At 27.4% G+C, this 16,775-nt stretch carries 21 protein-coding genes; 14 read left to right on the top strand and 7 right to left on the bottom strand.

Annotation, left to right across the window (positions count from 1 at the left end):
• Positions 1-50 precede the first annotated feature (50 nt).
• The 4 genes from D9T19_RS05725 to D9T19_RS05740 all read left to right on the top strand — a co-directional run bounded on the left by D9T19_RS05725 (position 51) and on the right by D9T19_RS05740 (position 3,643).
• Positions 51-929, top strand: coding sequence for an aspartate carbamoyltransferase catalytic subunit (locus tag D9T19_RS05725; RefSeq protein ID WP_121627266.1), 879 nt, complete (start codon positions 51-53; stop codon positions 927-929).
• 2 nt (positions 930-931) lie between these two features.
• Complete coding sequence (locus tag D9T19_RS05730) at positions 932-1,897, top strand: aminodeoxychorismate synthase component I (protein WP_121627267.1); 966 nt, start codon at positions 932-934, stop codon at positions 1,895-1,897.
• Between the two features lie 76 nt (positions 1,898-1,973).
• The gene (locus D9T19_RS05735) at positions 1,974-3,026 is read left to right on the top strand and encodes a Cj0069 family protein (RefSeq protein ID WP_121627268.1); all 1,053 of its coding nucleotides are present in this window, start codon (positions 1,974-1,976) and stop codon (positions 3,024-3,026) included.
• Between the two features lie 44 nt (positions 3,027-3,070).
• Positions 3,071-3,643 (top strand): aminotransferase class IV, encoded by a 573-nt coding sequence (locus tag D9T19_RS05740; RefSeq protein WP_121627269.1) that lies wholly within the window; start codon positions 3,071-3,073, stop codon positions 3,641-3,643.
• Here D9T19_RS05740 and D9T19_RS05745 read toward each other — a convergent pair.
• A complete protein-coding gene (locus D9T19_RS05745; RefSeq protein ID WP_121627270.1) occupies positions 3,625-4,272 on the bottom strand; it encodes a transglutaminase-like cysteine peptidase in 648 nt (215 codons plus the stop codon). The two genes, D9T19_RS05740 and D9T19_RS05745, sit on opposite strands and share 19 nt — an antisense overlap.
• A gap of 42 nt (positions 4,273-4,314) precedes the next feature.
• Between D9T19_RS05745 and D9T19_RS05750 the strand changes: the two genes are divergently transcribed.
• Genes D9T19_RS05750 through D9T19_RS05765 form a run of 4 tightly spaced genes read left to right on the top strand, consistent with a single transcriptional unit; the run spans position 4,315 to position 6,716 of the window.
• Entirely contained in the window at positions 4,315-4,749 is a 435-nt protein-coding gene (locus D9T19_RS05750) for a hypothetical protein (RefSeq protein WP_121627271.1), read from the top strand.
• Positions 4,750-4,761: 12 nt separating this feature from the next.
• Complete coding sequence (locus tag D9T19_RS05755; RefSeq protein WP_121627272.1) at positions 4,762-5,448, top strand: AzlC family ABC transporter permease; 687 nt, start codon at positions 4,762-4,764, stop codon at positions 5,446-5,448.
• Positions 5,441-5,761, top strand: a complete 321-nt coding sequence (locus tag D9T19_RS05760; protein ID WP_121627273.1) for a branched-chain amino acid transporter permease — start codon at positions 5,441-5,443, stop codon at positions 5,759-5,761. Before D9T19_RS05755 ends, D9T19_RS05760 begins: the two co-directional genes overlap by 8 nt.
• 55 nt (positions 5,762-5,816) lie before the next feature.
• Entirely contained in the window at positions 5,817-6,716 is a 900-nt protein-coding gene (locus D9T19_RS05765; RefSeq protein WP_121627274.1) for a ChaN family lipoprotein, read from the top strand.
• A 76-nt stretch (positions 6,717-6,792) separates the two neighbouring features.
• Here the strand turns inward: D9T19_RS05765 and D9T19_RS05770 are convergent, their stop codons facing one another.
• The 6 genes from D9T19_RS05770 to D9T19_RS05795 all read right to left on the bottom strand — a co-directional run bounded on the left by D9T19_RS05770 (position 6,793) and on the right by D9T19_RS05795 (position 10,196).
• Positions 6,793-7,791, bottom strand: coding sequence for a beta-ketoacyl-ACP synthase III (locus tag D9T19_RS05770; protein ID WP_121627275.1), 999 nt, complete (start codon positions 7,789-7,791; stop codon positions 6,793-6,795).
• Positions 7,792-7,827: 36 nt separating this feature from the next.
• A complete protein-coding gene (plsX, locus tag D9T19_RS05775) occupies positions 7,828-8,820 on the bottom strand; it encodes a phosphate acyltransferase PlsX (protein ID WP_121627276.1) in 993 nt (330 codons plus the stop codon).
• Positions 8,820-8,972, bottom strand: a complete 153-nt coding sequence (gene rpmF / locus D9T19_RS05780) for a 50S ribosomal protein L32 (protein ID WP_076088495.1) — start codon at positions 8,970-8,972, stop codon at positions 8,820-8,822. The genes plsX and rpmF overlap by 1 nt, the downstream gene beginning before the upstream one ends.
• 12 nt (positions 8,973-8,984) lie before the next feature.
• Entirely contained in the window at positions 8,985-9,362 is a 378-nt protein-coding gene (locus tag D9T19_RS05785) for a hypothetical protein (RefSeq protein WP_121627277.1), read from the bottom strand.
• A gap of 26 nt (positions 9,363-9,388) precedes the next feature.
• Positions 9,389-9,802 (bottom strand): nucleoside-diphosphate kinase, encoded by a 414-nt coding sequence (gene ndk, locus D9T19_RS05790; RefSeq protein WP_121627278.1) that lies wholly within the window; start codon positions 9,800-9,802, stop codon positions 9,389-9,391.
• Positions 9,803-9,920: 118 nt separating this feature from the next.
• Positions 9,921-10,196, bottom strand: coding sequence for a 4Fe-4S dicluster domain-containing protein (locus tag D9T19_RS05795; protein WP_121627279.1), 276 nt, complete (start codon positions 10,194-10,196; stop codon positions 9,921-9,923).
• 297 nt (positions 10,197-10,493) lie between these two features.
• Here D9T19_RS05795 and D9T19_RS05800 point away from each other — a divergent pair, with 297 nt between their 5' ends.
• The 6 genes from D9T19_RS05800 (at position 10,494) to gdhA (ending at position 16,651) form a co-directional block, all read left to right on the top strand.
• The gene (locus tag D9T19_RS05800; RefSeq protein WP_121627280.1) at positions 10,494-11,090 is read left to right on the top strand and encodes a peroxiredoxin; all 597 of its coding nucleotides are present in this window, start codon (positions 10,494-10,496) and stop codon (positions 11,088-11,090) included.
• A 196-nt stretch (positions 11,091-11,286) separates the two neighbouring features.
• A complete protein-coding gene (rho, locus tag D9T19_RS05805; protein ID WP_121627281.1) occupies positions 11,287-12,609 on the top strand; it encodes a transcription termination factor Rho in 1,323 nt (440 codons plus the stop codon).
• A 118-nt stretch (positions 12,610-12,727) separates the two neighbouring features.
• Complete coding sequence (locus D9T19_RS05810; RefSeq protein ID WP_121627282.1) at positions 12,728-13,684, top strand: methionine ABC transporter ATP-binding protein; 957 nt, start codon at positions 12,728-12,730, stop codon at positions 13,682-13,684.
• Positions 13,684-14,322: a methionine ABC transporter permease gene (locus D9T19_RS05815; RefSeq protein WP_121627283.1), complete on the top strand. Its 639-nt coding sequence runs from the start codon at positions 13,684-13,686 to the stop codon at positions 14,320-14,322. Before D9T19_RS05810 ends, D9T19_RS05815 begins: the two co-directional genes overlap by 1 nt.
• Positions 14,323-14,334: 12 nt before the next feature.
• On the top strand, positions 14,335-15,162 hold the full coding sequence (locus D9T19_RS05820; RefSeq protein WP_121627284.1) for a MetQ/NlpA family ABC transporter substrate-binding protein: 828 nt from the start codon (positions 14,335-14,337) through the stop codon (positions 15,160-15,162).
• Between the two features lie 136 nt (positions 15,163-15,298).
• Positions 15,299-16,651: an NADP-specific glutamate dehydrogenase gene (gene gdhA, locus D9T19_RS05825; protein WP_121627285.1), complete on the top strand. Its 1,353-nt coding sequence runs from the start codon at positions 15,299-15,301 to the stop codon at positions 16,649-16,651.
• Positions 16,652-16,775 lie beyond the last annotated feature (124 nt).

A 16,775-nucleotide genomic window follows, 5' to 3' on the forward strand; every position in this document is an offset into this window, starting at 1 on the left:
AATTTTTAAAGAGCTTTTTGATACAATTCAAATTAAAATTAAGGAATAAAATGCAGCATTTAATTAGAACTTCAGATTTCACAAAAGATGAAATTTTATCACTTTTTGATAACGCAAGAGAATTTTTAAAATTTGAACCAAATGATATTTTAAAAGGCAAAATAATAGTAACTTTGTTTTTTGAAAACTCAACAAGAACTAGAAGTTCATTTGAAATTGCAGCTAAAAGATTAGGTGCTGAGGTAGTATCTTTGGATGTTGGGACATCATCAACTTCTAAAGGAGAAACTATTTTTGATACAGTAGCAAATATAAATGCTATGAACCCAGATGCTATTATTATAAGACATAGTGAATGTGGATTACCAGAATCTTTAGTTGGATATGTTGATTGCCCTATAATAAATGCAGGTGATGGAAGACACTCTCATCCAACTCAAGCTCTTTTAGATTTATTCACAATGTATGAACATTATGAAGGAGAACTTGAAGGTAAAAGAATTGCAATTGTTGGAGATGTTAGAAATTCAAGAGTTGCAGGATCAAATAGAAGATTACTCCCAAGATTTGGAATAGATGTAAGTTTAGTTGCACCTGATTGTTTTAAATATGAAAGTAATGATTTTAAACAATATAATACTGTTGCTGAGATAGTTGATGAAGTAGATATTATTATGAGTTTAAGAAGTCAATTAGAAAGACATAATTTAACTTATTTTGAATCATTAAATGAATACGCAAAAGATTATTGTATTACAAAAGAGTTAATGGGGGATAAAAATATTTTACTTCTACATCCAGGTCCTGTAAATAGAAATATTGATATTACAGATGAAATGTTAAAAGATCCAAGATGTAAAGTTTTACAACAAGTTACAAATGGGGTTGCTATTAGAGCAGCAGTTTTAAAAAAACTTATATTAGCTTAAGTTTGAATAAAGAGATAATAAGAGAAAAATTAAATAAATATGGTTCTATAAAAGAGCCATTTTTATTTGTTATCTCATATGATTTAAGTAAATTTTATATTAAAAAACTTCACGAACTTCCTAATACTATCAAGTATAAAATTAATTCAAAAGAGAATTCAAAAACTGAAACTAAAATCAAATTAGAGAAATTCCCTATAAGTTTTAAAGAATACAAAAATAAATTTGATATTTTACAAGAAGAAATAAAAAATGGGAATACCTACCTTTGTAATTTAACTTCAAAAACAAAAATACAAACATCACATAATCTTGATGATATTTATAAACATACAAATGCAAAGTTTAAACTAAGATTTCAAAATAAAAATGACAATTTTGTATGTTTTTCACCTGAACGATTTATCAAAATAGAAAAAAATAAAATCTCAACTCATCCAATGAAAGGAACAATTGATGCTTCAATACCTAATGCAAAAGAAGAGATATTAGCTAATAAAAAAGAAATGGCTGAGCATACAATGGTTGTTGATTTATTAAGAAATGATTTATCAATAGTAACTTCAAAAGTTAGAGTAGAAAAGTTTAGATATATTGATAAAATTAATGCAGGAAATAAAGAACTCTTACAAGTAAGCTCAAAAATAACAGGAAATTTAGAAGATAATTGGAATGAAAAAATAGGAAATATTTTAACTTCTTTATTACCAGCTGGTTCAATTACAGGAACGCCAAAGAAAAAAACTATTGAGATCTTAGAAAGTATTGAAGATTATAATAGAGATTTTTATACAGGAATATTTGGTGTGTATGATGGAAACAACCTTGATTCTTCTGTAATGATTAGATTCATTGAAGAAGATTTATATAAAAATACTTACTATAAAAGTGGTGGTGGAATTACCTGTGATTCAAATGCACTTTTAGAATATCAAGAACTCCTTGATAAAATTTATCTACCTTTTTAACTATTAAATCAAAAGTAACCCAATTGTAATTTTTTAATTTTAATATTACACCAATATATTAAATATAGGATGTAATATGAACGCTAGAAATACTATTTTTATAATTGAATATGCAAAAGGTAGTGATAAAGGTTTTGATGGATTTAGACCCGATACTAAACCAATTTTAGAAGCAATTGAAGAAGTTTCAACATATAAAACAGAGATTGTCTTTTATAGACCAAATAGAAAATATGAATTATTAGATTATTTAAAAGAAAAAGCTATTTCAGTAATTAGTAGAATTAATCCTGGTAATTTAAAAGAAGCAGATGAATATTTTCAATTTTTAAAAGCTTTGGGTAATTCTGGAATTGATATTCATACACATCCTGATGTTATGATAAATTTAGATTTTAAGGATATCTTAGCAAAGTTAAAAGGAACATCTTTAGGTGATGATGAAACTTTCTTTTATCATACTTTTACAGAGTTTGCTAGAAAATTTCCAGCTGATTTAGATAAACACGGAATTAGAGTTTTAAAAACAAATTATGGATCAACAGGTGAGGGTGTTTATTTGGTTTCAAAAAAAGATGATGGCTCTATTTTTTCAGTCGAGGCTGTAAATAATAAAAAATACTATTATGATGATATAAATGAATTTTTACATAATTTTGAAGCAAAATTTGAAGAAACAACATCAGAATATGCTGCATATTTTCATGGAAAAACAGGCTTTGTAGGTTGTAGATATTTAGAAAGAATAAGTGAGGGTGAAATTAGAGTTTTATTAGTAAATGATAAGGCAATTTCAGTAGTTCATAAAAAACCACAAGAGGGTGAATTTTCTGCTACTTTATTTTCTGGTGCAAAATATAAATATGAATCACCAAGTGATCCAAAATGGAAAGATGTAATTGATTTAACAATAAATGGTTTAAAAGATATAAAACCATATCTAAATGGCAAAAATTATCCATTATTATGGACAATGGATTATATTATGGATTATAATAAAGATGGAAGTGATAAATATATACTTTCTGAAATAAATTGTTCTTGTGTAGGTATTACCTCAGAGTTACAATATGCAAAAGAAGTAGCAAAAGTTTTCGCTCCAAAAGTAAAAAAGAGTAAAAAAGATTGATAAATTTGATATTATTCTTTATATAAAAATTATAAAGAGTAATAGTGGAAAATAATAAATATTTTGAAACAATAAAATGTGATGATTTTGAAGTTTTTAACTTAGATTATCACTGTAAAAGAATAGCAAATACAATAGGTTTAAATATAAACTTAAATGAATATATTTATCCTCCTTCATCTAAACTTTTAAAATGTAAAGTGACTTATGATGATAGTGGTATTTTAGATGTTCAATACGATGAATATAAAAAAAGAGATATTAAGAGTTTTAAAATAATATATAATGATGAAATTTCTTATAATAAAAAATTTCTAGATAGAGAAAGTTTAAACACTCTTTTTGAACAAAGACAAAATAATGATGAAATCATTATTATAAAGAATAATATTGTAACAGATACAAGTATTGCAAATATTGCAATTTTATATGAAGGTACTTGGATTACTTCAAAATCTTATCTTTTAAGTGGAACAACAAGAGCTAGACTTATAAATAAAAATGAACTTATCCAAAAAGATATAAATTTAGAAATGTTACAAAAAGCTAAAAAAATTGCACTTATGAATGCAATGATTGGATTTGATATAAAAGATGATTATTCATTAAGTTTATAAACTCTTGTTAGTAGATTGTTCCATTTATCTTCTTTTCCCCAATCTATTTTGACTTTTTTTGTAAATTTTTGTTTTGTAAGTTTATAAGCATCTATTTCATTAAAAGCAAATATTGGACTTAGGTTTTTTCTTTTAGGAAATGGCAGTATTCTAAAACTTAAATTATCTAAAACAAGAGCTGTTGAGTTTTTATTTTCAAGATATAAAAGTACCATATGATTAGTTTTTTGACCTTTTACTTTTACAACAGCAAAATATAACTTTTCTTTTGGAATATTTAGTTCAAGTAGTGTAAAATATTTTGCAATAACATAATCTTCACAATCTCCAAAACCTTGTAACAAAAACTCTTTAGGTGTCGCCCAATAGTCAATTGATAAATTTGCATCAATATCATATTTTGAAAATGTCTTATTCAGAAATGTGTTTATATGTGAAAGCTTTCTGATTAATGAGTAGTTTTGTACTTTCTTTTTTAAAGATTGATATTTTGCTAATCTATTTAATATAAATTTCTTTTTTGCAGAATTATGTATATAATTTAAATCATTCTTATTTAGCTTGAATTCGTAAGCAAATATATTTGTAGTAGTAAATGTTATTAAAATAAGCATAATTATTTGTTTCATAAGTTATAATATCAGTAAATTATATAAATGGATATTAAATAAATGATTACAGATATTATAGAAAATGAAGAATATAAAGATTTAGTATGTAAACAAGTACATGAAACAATTGATTTTTTATTAGATAATAATCAAGAATTCTCAATTACAGCAAATGTTGATGCAATTACATTTAACCCAGAATTACCAAGTTCAATTAAAGACCAATTAGCAAAATTTTCTCTATTTGTTTTAAGTAATTATACTTTTACAACAGTTGAAATTGATGATGCTTTTATTTCATTTGAAGCTGGATATGGAAGTGAAAACTTTGGTTCTGTTGCAAAAATTCCTTTACATTCTGTTTTTCAAATAGTTGTAGATGAGTCAATATTATATATAAATTCAGTTGCAACTGTTGATAGGTTTAATAAGAATCAAGAAGAAAACTCAATGAATGTATTTAAAAATAACCCAAACAATAAAAAATTCAAATAATAAACAATAGATTTGAAATATAAAAAAGAAATAAAAAAAGCCTTTGAAGTATCAATTCCTGTAATGATGGGATATAGTGTTTTAGGTTTTGCTTTTGGATTATTATTATTATCCTTTGACTACGATTGGTATTTAGCTCCCTTAATGTCACTATTTATTTATGCTGGAGCTTTGCAGTTTGTTGCAATTAGTTTTTTTAATGTAAAAGCTGGTTTTGTAGATATTGCAATTGCATCTTTTTTTGTAAATATAAGACAATCTTTTTATGGTTTATCTCTATTAAAGAGATTCAAAAAAACAGGAAAACTAAAACCTTATCTAATCTTTGGATTAACAGATGAAACCTATGCACTTTTAACTACAATTAAAGATGATGAACAATTAAAAAAGAGATGGTATTATTTCTTTTTAACAGCATTTAATCAATCATATTGGTTTATAGGATCAACACTTGGAGCAATTGTTGGTACAAATATCAAGTTTGATACAGCAGGCTTAGAGTTCTCTCTTACAGCATTATTTGTTGTTTTATGTATTGAACAGTATAAAAATTTGCAAAATATAACACCTTTTGTAATAGGTTTAATAGCATCATTATTTTCATTAATTTTTATTCCAAGTGATAAAATGTTAATAGTTTCAATTATAATTGCATTGATTATGATGTTTACATTTAGAAAGAAAATAGAAAATGACTAATTATGAGATTTATATCGCAATTGCAGTAATGACAATTGTAAATATTATTACAAGAGCCTTTCCTTTTTTATTTTTTAGAAAAAATGAATTACCATCTTATATAAGTTTTATAGAGAAGTTTTTCCCTGCAATTATTATGACAATTTTAATAGTTTATTCAGTTAAAGATGTAGATTTCTCACTTTTCCCTTATGGATTAAAAGAATTAGGAGCAATAGCATTTACAGCGATATTACACATAATTCTTAAAAACTATTTAGTATCTATTTTTGCTGGAACAATATTTTATATGTTTTTAGTTCAATATTTGTAAATACAAATTTTAATATACTAATATCTTCTATAAAAATAAAACAAAAGGTAATAATATGTTAAAAACTTTACTAGCTTTACTAGCTGTAATCTATCTATTCTCAGGATGTACAAACAAAGATTTATCAACTCCTTTAACTCATAATCTTGACAAAGAAGAAGGTATTTATTCAATTAAACAAGCAAAAAGAATAAATATAGAAGAATTAGTAAAAGAAATAGAGAAATATCCTATAGTTTTTGTAGGAGACCATCATAATAATAAAAAGACTCATAAGTTCTTTGAAAATCTTTTAAAAGAATTAGATAAAAATAGTACAAATTTATATTTAGCAAATGAATGGTTTACTCCTAAACACGATAAATTATTAAAAGATTATACAGATGGGAAAATTACTAGTAATACATTAAAAGAAAAAAGACAATGGGATAAATTCACAAGTTACAAATGGGAATATGTAGAGCCATTATATGAAACTATAAAGAAAAATAAAGGAAAACTTTTTGGTATGAATATGTCAAAAGATACAAGAAAAAAAATCTCTTTAAAACAGTTTGATAAAATGAATAACGAAGAAAAAGCTTTTTATAATAACTTAGATTTAAATGTAAGTGCTCATAAACAATTAGTAATGCCATATTTAAAACACTGTAATAAAATGCCTTCTATTAGTGTTGAACCATGTGAACAAAGAATGTATAGAGTTCAAGTTGCTTGGGATACTTATATGGCTGAAAATATAGTAAAAATAGCTAAAAAAGTTATAAAGAAACCAAATGACAAGCTTTTGGTATTTGTAGGAGCTATGCATATTGAACAAAACCTAGGTATTCCTTTAAGATTTTCAAGATTAAGTAATCTTCCATTTATCACTATTTCAAATGAAAAAATCCAAAAAGATGAAGCTTTGGTAATTGATACAAATAAATCAGATATTGTTTATATTTATAAATAATATATTTTAAGTAAGTACATAAAAAAAGGTCAAGTTATTTAACTTGACCTTTTTAAAAGAGTTTTTATATCTAAATTTATTTCTTAGGTGAAAAAGGAAATAAAGCACTTCCCCAAGTTAAACCACCACCAAATGCATCAAATAAAACAGTATCTCCTGCTTTAATTCTTCCTTGCTCATAAGCGTAGTTCATTGCCATTGGAATAGAAGCAGCTGATGTATTACCATATTTATCTATAGTTATAACAGTTTTATCTTCGCTAAATCCTAAAGCTTTTCCTACTGCTGTTATGATTCTAAGGTTTGCTTGATGTGGAATAAAATGTGTAACATCATCAGGTGTGATATTATGTTTTTCCATCATAATCTGAACATCAGAAGTTAAAGTTCTAACAGCTAATTTGAAAGTTTCATTCCCTTTCATTTTAATACAAGCTAGTTTATTATCTAAAACTTCTTGGCTACAAGGATGTTTACTTCCTCCACCAGCTGTTTTAATTAAATCTTCATGATTTCCATCAGATGAACAATTTACATCAATAATTGCTTCATCTTTATTATCACTTGCTGATACAATAGCAGCACCTGCTCCATCACCAAAGATAAAACAAGTTCCTCTATCTGTATAATCTAAAATAGAACTATAAGTTTCTGCACCGATTATTAGTACATTTTTTTTCATACCAGATTCAATAAAGGCTTTAGCAATAGAAGTTGCATAAACAAATCCAGTACAAGCTGCACTTACATCGAAAGCTTGTACAGGAGGAAGTCCTAATTTTGATGCGATTAAACACGCAGTTGAGGGCATACATAAATAGTCAGGTGTAACAGTTGCACAAATTACTAAATCAATGTCTTCTTTGTTAATTTCAGCTCTATCAATCGCAACTTGTGCTGCTTTAGCACCTAAATCAGATGAAGCTTCATTTTCTTCAGAGATTCTTCTTTCTTTAATACCAGTCCGCTTAGTAATCCATTCATCACTAGTATCAATTATTTTTTCAAAATCTGCATTTGTCATGATCTTTGGAGGAATATATGCTCCAATAGATCTAAAAGCTGCATATGCCATTTACATATCCTTTTTTAGAAGTATAATAAATATCTTTTATTTACTATATTTAGCTAATCTTTCTTCAATATCATCATTAAGATTTGAGCTTGCTGCACTAATTGCATGAAGAATAGCATTGTGTATTGCTTTAGGGTTAGATTTACCATGTGCTATAATAACAGGTGCTTTTACTCCAAGTAATGGAGCTCCACCATATTCAGCATAGTCAACTCTAACTTTTAAGTTTTTAAATACTTTTCTCATTAGTACTGCACCAGCAATTGAAATTAATGATCTCTTAAGACTTTTCTTTATGATTTTTCCGATTGTATCAGCAACACCTTCGGCAGTTTTTAATAGGATATTTCCTACAAAACCATCACAAACAACAACATCAACTGTTCCTTTGAAGATATCACTACCTTCTACATTACCTGCGAAATTTGGAACTTTTGATATTAAACCATAAGCTTCTTTAGTAACTTCATTACCTTTACTTTCTTCTTCACCATTTGATAATAATCCAATAATTGGATCTTCAAGTTGTAATACATCTTCTGCATAAACTTGACCCATAACAGCAAATTGAAATAAATTTTTTGCATCACTGTCTACATTTGCTCCAACGTCTAATACTAATGTATTTTGATTTTCGCTTGTAGGCATAAGTGTTGCAATAGCAGGTCTTGATACACCTTTGATTCTTCCAATTCTAACAGTAGCTAATGACATAGAAGCTCCAGAATGTCCAGCAGAAACTAATGCTCCAGCTTTTCCTTCTCTTACTAATTCTATAGCTTTATAAATTGTAGATTCTTTTCGTTTAAGTGCATCAGTAGCAGAATCGCTCATACTAATTACATCATCTGTATCTAGTATTTCAATTCTTGATAAAAAGTTTTGTGGTATTAAAGATAATAATTCATCTTTTTTACCTACTGCAATTGCAGTGAAATTATTATTACTTTTTAAAGCGCTAATAAGTCCTTCAATAATAGGTTCAGGACCGAAGTCCCCACCCATCGCATCTATTGCTATAGTATGCATTAGTTTTTATATTCACCAGTATTTGGGTTAACTGTGTGAGGCATTTTCCATGTTCCATCAGTATCTTTAACCGGTCTTTTTAGTGTAATTTTGTAATGTGTTCTTCTTTTAGCCGCTCTACTATGAGAGACTCTTCTCTTTGGTACTGCCATTTTATTTTCTCCTTAAAATTCTTTTTCAAAATCACCATTATCATTAGAACACTGTTCACAGATATGGTAATCACTCCTTATAGCTTCAAGTTCACTTTGAATTATTTCATCAAAATCTATTAAACCATCTTCTATTTCAATTACTAAATCTTCGCTATTGTCATCTTTAAATATACCATCACTTAATAAAAAATTTAATTTTTCATTAACTTGAATATTATCAGTTGTTCCACATCGGCAACAATTAATATTAGTATTTCCAATTAACTTTGCTTCAATTTTTACTAATGATTGCGATATTTTACAAAAAGTACCTTCAATTTTAACTGAATCTAGTTCAGCTTCCAATAATTTGGGAGTTTGTGGTACTTTCTTAAATTCTATTTTCATTATAAAATAAGTTAATTAATCAATAATTAACAAATTTCTTTTTGTGCAAAGAAGAAATTAATTTCATTAGTTGCATTTTCAACTGAATCAGAACCATGTACTGCATTTGCATCAATTGATTCTGCAAAATCAGCTCTAATTGTTCCAGCTTCAGCTTCTTTAGGATTAGTTGCACCCATTAAGTCTCTGTTTTTTGCCATTGCATTATCACCTTCTAAAACAGTTACTACAACTGGTCCAGAGATCATAAATTCTACTAAGTCTTTAAAGAAAGGTCTTTCAGCATGAACTGCATAAAAAGCTTCAGCATCTGCTTGGCTTAATTGCATTTTTCTAGTTGCTGCGATTCTTAATCCAGCGTCTTCAAATCTTGATAAGATTTTTCCAACAACATTTTTTGCTACTGCGTCAGGTTTAATGATTGATAAAGTTTGTTCCATAATGTTATTCCTCGATTTTTATTAAGTCGCGGATTATATCTAAAAAATAAAAAAAAGGCAAGTAATTAGGTATTACTTGCCTTTTTATGGGGGTTTAGAATTTAAAAACTAGTTAAAATTAGTCTTCAACACAAGGTTGACCAGCTACTTTTCCTTCTCTAACAGGATTAGCTACTGAATCTCTAGTATCCCATTGAATACATCCTTCAGTTGGACATGCATCAGCACATGCTGGTGCATCATTATCACCAATACACTCTGTACATGTTTCTGGGTTTACATAATAAATATCTTCACCTGTTGGATTCTCATCATTGTCTACTATTGATTCTGTAGGACACTCGTCTAAACATGCATCACAACTAATACAAATATCTGTAATTATTACTGCCATATATAACTCCTTATAAAAATTTAAAAAACTTTATCACACTAATTATAAAACTATCTTTAAAAAAGATATATTATCAATATTAATAGAAAAATAAGTAAATATGAAACATTTAAATTAATATAAAATATTATAATTAATATTTATTTTTAACTTAATATTTACATTTAATCTATCTAAGGATAATAATTATTAAAGAATAAAGATTTGTTAAATTTATAAATTTAAGCTAATTTGTAGTTTTAATTAATCAATTTTGGTATATAATATGGTTATTAAAAAATAAAAAGGATTTATTATATGTTAGTAACAAAAAAAGCTCCAGATTTTACAGCAACAGCTGTACTTGCAGATGGTCAAATAGTAGAAGATTTTAATTTATATGAAAATATTGGTGAAAAAGGTGCAGTATTATTCTTCTGGCCATTAGATTTTACATTTGTTTGTCCATCAGAAATCATTGCATTCTCAAAAAGAGTTGATGACTTCGCTGAGCGTGGGATTCAAGTAATTGGTTGTTCAATTGATTCTCAATTTTCTCACTTTGCATGGAGAGAAACAGCAGTTGAAAATGGTGGAATTGGAAGAGTTAAATTTCCAATGGTAGCTGATTTATCTAAATCAATTGCAAAAGATTATGATGTATTATTTGGTGACGCAGTAGCATTAAGAGGTTCTTTCTTAATTGACTCAGATGGAACTGTAAGACATGCAGTAGTTAATGATTTACCATTAGGTAGAAATATTGATGAAATGATTAGAATGGTAGATACAATGTTATTTACAAATGAACATGGTGAAGTTTGTCCTGCTGGATGGTCTAAAGGTGATGAAGGTATGAAAGCTTCAACTGAAGGTGTTGCTGAATACTTAGGTAAACACGAGGGTGATTTATAAAAATTATTTTCTTTTTAAATAAAAAAGGTATCAATATTATATTGATACCTTTTTTTATATCTATATTTTATGACTAAATCTAAAATTATTGACAAATTCTAAAATTAATACTACAATAGCATTATAACTAATAAAAAAACTACAAAACTACAAATTACATACTCTAATATGTACAATCAAAAGGTAAATATTACTCATGGAAGAGTCAAAAACTCAGAATAAAACAAAAAGTCCTAGAAAAGCTAGAACGCATATTCCTGTTGAAGGATATAAAATTGAGCAATTAAGAGAACTTGGATTAGAAGAACTTTTAAATATTGCAAAACAACTAGATGTAGAAAATCCCCAAGAATTAAAAAGACAAGATTTAATGTTCAACATTTTAAAATCTCAAATTGATGCAGGTGGATTTATTTTATTTACTGGAATTCTAGAAATAAAAGATGGTGGATTTGGTTTCCTTCGAGCAATTGATGGAAACTTCTCTGATACCTCAAATGATTCTTATGTAAGTGCAACACAAATTAGAAAATTTGCACTTAGAACTGGAGATATTGTCTCAGGGCAAGTTAGACCTCCTAATAAAGATAGTGAAAAATACAATGCTTTATTAAAAATCGAAGCTATAAATTACTTACCTATAAAAGAATCTAAAAACAGACCATTATTTGACAACTTAACTCCTCTATATGCTACAGAAAAATTTAAATTTGAATATGAATCAAAAAGAATGACAGGCCGAATGCTTGATTTATTCACACCAATGGGAAAAGGGCAAAGAGGTTTAATTGTTGCACCTCCTAAAACTGGTAAAACAGAATTATTAAAAGACTTAGCTCACGGTATTGCAAAAAATCATCCAGAATGTACATTAATGGTTTTATTAATTGATGAAAGACCAGAAGAAGTTACTGATATGCAAAGATGTGTAAAAGGTGAAGTTTATTCTTCTACTTTTGATTTACCTGCGCATAATCATGTAAGAGTTGCTGAAATCGTAATTGAAAAAGCAAAAAGACTTGTAGAAATGAAAAAAGATGTAGTTATTTTATTGGACTCTATTACAAGATTAGCACGTGCATATAATACTGTTACACCATCTTCTGGAAAAGTACTTTCAGGTGGAGTTGATGCAAATGCTTTACATAAACCTAAAAGATTTTTTGGGGCTGCACGTAATATTGAAGAGGGTGGTTCTTTAACTATTATTTCAACTGCTTTAATTGAAACTGGTTCAAAAATGGATGAAGTTATTTTTGAAGAGTTTAAAGGAACTGGAAATAGTGAAGTTGTATTATCAAGAAATGCAGCAAACAAAAGAGTTTATCCAGCACTTGATATTATTAAATCAGGAACAAGAAAAGAAGAATTACTTCTTACTCCTGAAATTTTACAAAAAACTTGGATACTTAGAAATGCAATTGCTTCAATGGATGAAGTTGAAGCTCTTAAATTCTTATATTCTAAAATGCTAAAAACAAAAAATAATTCAGAATTTTTTGCAGGAATGAACGAATAAAAAAGTGGTTTTAAACCTCTTTTTTATTATCATTTTTAATAACTTACTTTAAACTCACTTCTTTAATTCATATTTTATACATTTTTATATACTATTCCAAACCTGATAAGGATTACTTATGATAAATATAAACAATTTAAATAAACACTATGGAAATACAAAAGTTTTAAATAATATTTCTATTGATATAAAAAAAGGTGAGATTTTTGCAATAGTAGGACATAGTGGTGCTGGAAAATCGACTCTTATGAGATGTATAAATGGACTTGAAAATTATACTGATGGTTCACTAGTAGTAAATAATAAAGAGATAAAAACTCTTAAAAAATATGAATTAAGAGAGTTTAGGAAAAATATTGGAATGATTTTTCAACACTTTTCACTAATTCAACGAAAAACAGTATTTGAAAATGTTGCTTTACCAATGCAACTTTGGGGATATAAAAAAGATGAGATTTTAAAAAAAGTAAATGATTTATTATCACTTGTTGGATTAGAAGAAAAAAAAGATTCTTATCCAAACCAATTAAGTGGAGGACAAAAACAAAGAGTTGCAATTGCACGTGCTTTGACATTAGATCCTGAGATTTTACTTTCAGATGAAGCTACATCTGCACTTGATCCAAATACTACTACTTCTATTTTGGATTTATTAAAACAGATAAATGAAAAATTAAATATTACTATTGTTTTAGTAACGCACGAAATGGAAGTTGTGAAACAAATCGCTCAAAAAGCTTTGTTGTTGGAGCATGGAAATATTATTGGTTTTGATGCAACAGAAGAGTTATTTTTAAAACCTGATATAAAAATGAAAGAGTTTTTAGGTGAAATTGAAGTTGTTCCAAATGAGGGTGTAAATATAAAAATTTATTTCCCAAAAGATAATGCTTCTCAATCATTTATTACAAAAATGGCAAGACAACTTAATATGGATTTTAATATTGTATGGGGAAAACTTGAAGAGATAAATACACATATTGTTGGAAATATGGTTATAAATATTGAAAATAAAGATAAAGAAAAAGTTCTAAGTTATATAAAAGAACATAAAATCATTTGGGAGGTATTATAATGTTTGATATTTTATTCCCAGCTTTGGGTGAAACTGTTTATATGTCATTTGTTTCTACATTTTTGGCACTTATAATTGGATTTTTTCTAGCAATTATTTTAACACTAACTTCAAAAGGTGGATTAAGAGAGAACTTGAAAATATATTCAATTCTTGATGTTGTAATAAATACTTTACGGTCATTCCCTTTTATTATTTTAATGATTGTGTTATTTCCTGTTACAAAGTTTTTAATAGGAAAAAGTATAGGAACTAGTGCTGCTATTATTCCTCTTACAATTGGGGCTGCTCCTTTTGTTGCAAGATTAATTGAAAGTGCTTTAAAAGAAGTAGAAATTGGTGTGATTGAAGCTGCAAAATCTTTTGGAGCAAGTGATTTTCAAATTATTTTCAAAGTAATGCTAGTTGAGGCAATGCCCGCTATTATTTCAGCGATTACACTTACTTTGATTACTGTAATTGGTTTTTCTGCAATGGCAGGTGCTGTTGGTGGTGGAGGTTTAGGAGATGTGGCTATCAAATATGGATACTATAGATTTCAAACTGATACGATGATTTATACTGTACTAATTTTAATCGCCTTAGTACAAGTTGTACAAAGTTTAGGCGATTATTTATATAAAATTACAAAAAAATAAAGGAAAAAATTCATGTTAAAAAATATTTTAAAATTTGCACTTGCTGCAACGGTTGTTCTTGGATTAACTGCTTGTAATGATTCTGAAGAATCAAAAAAAGGTGCTGAAAAAAAAGTTGAAACAAAACAAACTGTTATTAAAATTGGAGCAACTCCTGTTCCTCACGTTGAGATTTTAGAAGCTGTTAAACCACTTTTAAAAGCTAAAGGTTATGATTTACAAATAGTTGAGTTTACTGATTATGTAACTCCAAATATTGCAGTAAATGAAGGTGAATTAGATGCTAACTTCTTCCAACATTTACCATATTTGATTGAGTTTAATAAAAATAAAAATACTGATTTAATTAAAACGGCAAGTGTTCATTTAGAGCCAATGGGATTATATTCTCATAAAATCAAAGCATTAAGTGAATTAAAAGATGGTGCAAGTATAGCTGTTCCAAATGACCCAACAAATGAGAGTAGAGCTTTAGATATTTTAGTTAAAGAAGGATTATTAACATTTAAGGATGTTGATTTTAAAACTGCTGTAGATATTTTGGAAAATCCAAAAAATCTTAAAATCAAAGAATTAGACGCACCACAATTGCCAAGAGTTTTAGATGAAGTTGATGCTGCTATTATTAATACAAATTATGCACTTGCAGCAAATTTAAATCCTTTAAAAGATGCAATTGTAATTGAGTCAAAAGATTCACCTTATGTAAATATTGTAGTTGTAAAAAAAGGCAATGAAAATAAAGAATATATCAAAGCCTTAGATGAAGCTATAAACTCAGATGAAATCAAAAAATTCATAAGAGAAAAATACAAAGGTTCTATCGTAGAAGCTTTTTAAATAAAAGGGGATTTATCTTCCCTTTTAGTATAGTATTTATACATATTATTAAATAATAAATAAATTACATACAATTGTATATAAAATATATATATTTCCGCTAAAATAATTATTATATAAGTTTAAAAGGAAATATATGGAATACATAAAAGAAATATTTAAGTATCTAAAAAGAACAAGCCCTGCACAAAATGAGTTTTATCAAGCTGCTGAAGAAATTTTAATCTCATTAAAACCGCTAATTGAAAAATATCCACAATACAAAAAACATAAAATTATAGAAAGAATTGTTGAACCAGAAAGACAAATACTATTTAGAGTTAATTGGCTTGATGATAATGGTGAAATACAAGTTAATAAAGGTTTTAGAATTGAGTTTAATTCTGCACTCGGACCATATAAAGGTGGTTTAAGATTCCACCCAAGTGTTAATGCTGGTGTAATTAAATTTTTAGGTTTTGAACAAATCTTTAAAAATGCACTAACAGGTCTTCAAATTGGTGGAGGAAAAGGTGGAAGTGACTTTGATCCAAAAGGTAAATCTGACAATGAAATAATGAGATTCTGTCAAGCTTTTATGAGTGAATTATTTAGACATATTGGAGCTAGTACAGATGTTCCTGCTGGTGATATTGGAGTAGGTGCTAGAGAAATTGGATATATGTTTGGAATGTATAAGAAACTTACAAATAAATATGAAGGTGTATTAACTGGGAAATCTCTTAATTGGGGTGGTTCACTAGCTAGAAAAGAAGCTACTGGATATGGCTGTGTTTATTTTGCTAAATATATGTTAGCAGATTGTGGTGAAACATTAAAAGATAAAAAATGTCTTGTATCTGGATCTGGAAATGTAGCAATATATACAATTGAAAAACTATATCATTTAGGTGCTTTACCAATTACTTGTAGTGATTCAAGAGGTATGATTTTAGATGAAGAAGGAATTGATTTAGACTTATTAAAAGAGCTAAAAGAGAATAAAAGATTAAGTCTAAGTGAATATACAAAGTTTAAACCAAGTGCAAAATATACACCTATTGCAGAGTATGAAAAAGGAAGAAATAATGTATGGTCAACTCCTTGTTATGCTGCATTCCCATGTGCTACTCAAAATGAATTAAATATAAAAGATGCAAAAAAATTACTAGAAAATGGCTGTAAATGTGTTTGTGAAGGTGCAAATATGCCTTCAACTCCTGATGCTGTTGATTTATTTGTTGAAAGAAAAATTGCTTATGGTCCAGGAAAAGCAGCAAATGCTGGTGGAGTTTCTGTAAGTCAATTAGAAATGGCACAAAATGCATCAATGCTTAAATGGACTTTTGAAGAAGTTGATACAAAACTTGATGGTATAATGGAAAATATTTTCCAAACTGCAAGTACTACTGCAAAAGAATTTAACGAGCCTTCTAATCTTGTATTAGGAGCTAATATTGCTGGATTTAGAAAAGTTGCAGATGCAATGATTGAGCAAGGTTTAGTTTAAATTTATTGTAAATACAAAATGTAATACTCAAAAATTTGGGTATTACATCTCTTATTTTTTCTGCTAATACATTTCTTTAAAAACTTATGATAAAATATCTACTTATTATGAAATAAAGGTACAA

Origin of the sequence: Poseidonibacter antarcticus, assembly GCF_003667345.1 — a bacterium.
In the GTDB taxonomy this organism is placed as follows: domain Bacteria; phylum Campylobacterota; class Campylobacteria; order Campylobacterales; family Arcobacteraceae; genus Poseidonibacter; species Poseidonibacter antarcticus.

Bases quoted from the DNA above. Each gene is read 5' to 3' on its own strand.
- D9T19_RS05725 (WP_121627266.1), top strand. From the start codon at position 51: ATGCAGCATTTAATTAGAACTTCAGATTTCACAAAAGATGAAATTTTA.
- D9T19_RS05735 (WP_121627268.1), top strand. From the start codon at position 1,974: ATGAACGCTAGAAATACTATTTTTATAATTGAATATGCAAAAGGTAGT.
- D9T19_RS05745 (WP_121627270.1), bottom strand. From the start codon at position 4,272: ATGAAACAAATAATTATGCTTATTTTAATAACATTTACTACTACAAAT.
- D9T19_RS05750 (WP_121627271.1), top strand. From the start codon at position 4,315: ATGATTACAGATATTATAGAAAATGAAGAATATAAAGATTTAGTATGT.
- D9T19_RS05760 (WP_121627273.1), top strand. From the start codon at position 5,441: ATGACTAATTATGAGATTTATATCGCAATTGCAGTAATGACAATTGTA.
- D9T19_RS05765 (WP_121627274.1), top strand. From the start codon at position 5,817: ATGTTAAAAACTTTACTAGCTTTACTAGCTGTAATCTATCTATTCTCA.
- D9T19_RS05770 (WP_121627275.1), bottom strand. From the start codon at position 7,791: ATGGCATATGCAGCTTTTAGATCTATTGGAGCATATATTCCTCCAAAG.
- plsX (WP_121627276.1), bottom strand. From the start codon at position 8,820: ATGCATACTATAGCAATAGATGCGATGGGTGGGGACTTCGGTCCTGAA.
- rpmF (WP_076088495.1), bottom strand. From the start codon at position 8,972: ATGGCAGTACCAAAGAGAAGAGTCTCTCATAGTAGAGCGGCTAAAAGA.
- D9T19_RS05785 (WP_121627277.1), bottom strand. From the start codon at position 9,362: ATGAAAATAGAATTTAAGAAAGTACCACAAACTCCCAAATTATTGGAA.
- ndk (WP_121627278.1), bottom strand. From the start codon at position 9,802: ATGGAACAAACTTTATCAATCATTAAACCTGACGCAGTAGCAAAAAAT.
- D9T19_RS05795 (WP_121627279.1), bottom strand. From the start codon at position 10,196: ATGGCAGTAATAATTACAGATATTTGTATTAGTTGTGATGCATGTTTA.
- D9T19_RS05800 (WP_121627280.1), top strand. From the start codon at position 10,494: ATGTTAGTAACAAAAAAAGCTCCAGATTTTACAGCAACAGCTGTACTT.
- rho (WP_121627281.1), top strand. From the start codon at position 11,287: ATGGAAGAGTCAAAAACTCAGAATAAAACAAAAAGTCCTAGAAAAGCT.
- D9T19_RS05810 (WP_121627282.1), top strand. From the start codon at position 12,728: ATGATAAATATAAACAATTTAAATAAACACTATGGAAATACAAAAGTT.
- D9T19_RS05815 (WP_121627283.1), top strand. From the start codon at position 13,684: ATGTTTGATATTTTATTCCCAGCTTTGGGTGAAACTGTTTATATGTCA.
- D9T19_RS05820 (WP_121627284.1), top strand. From the start codon at position 14,335: ATGTTAAAAAATATTTTAAAATTTGCACTTGCTGCAACGGTTGTTCTT.
- gdhA (WP_121627285.1), top strand. From the start codon at position 15,299: ATGGAATACATAAAAGAAATATTTAAGTATCTAAAAAGAACAAGCCCT.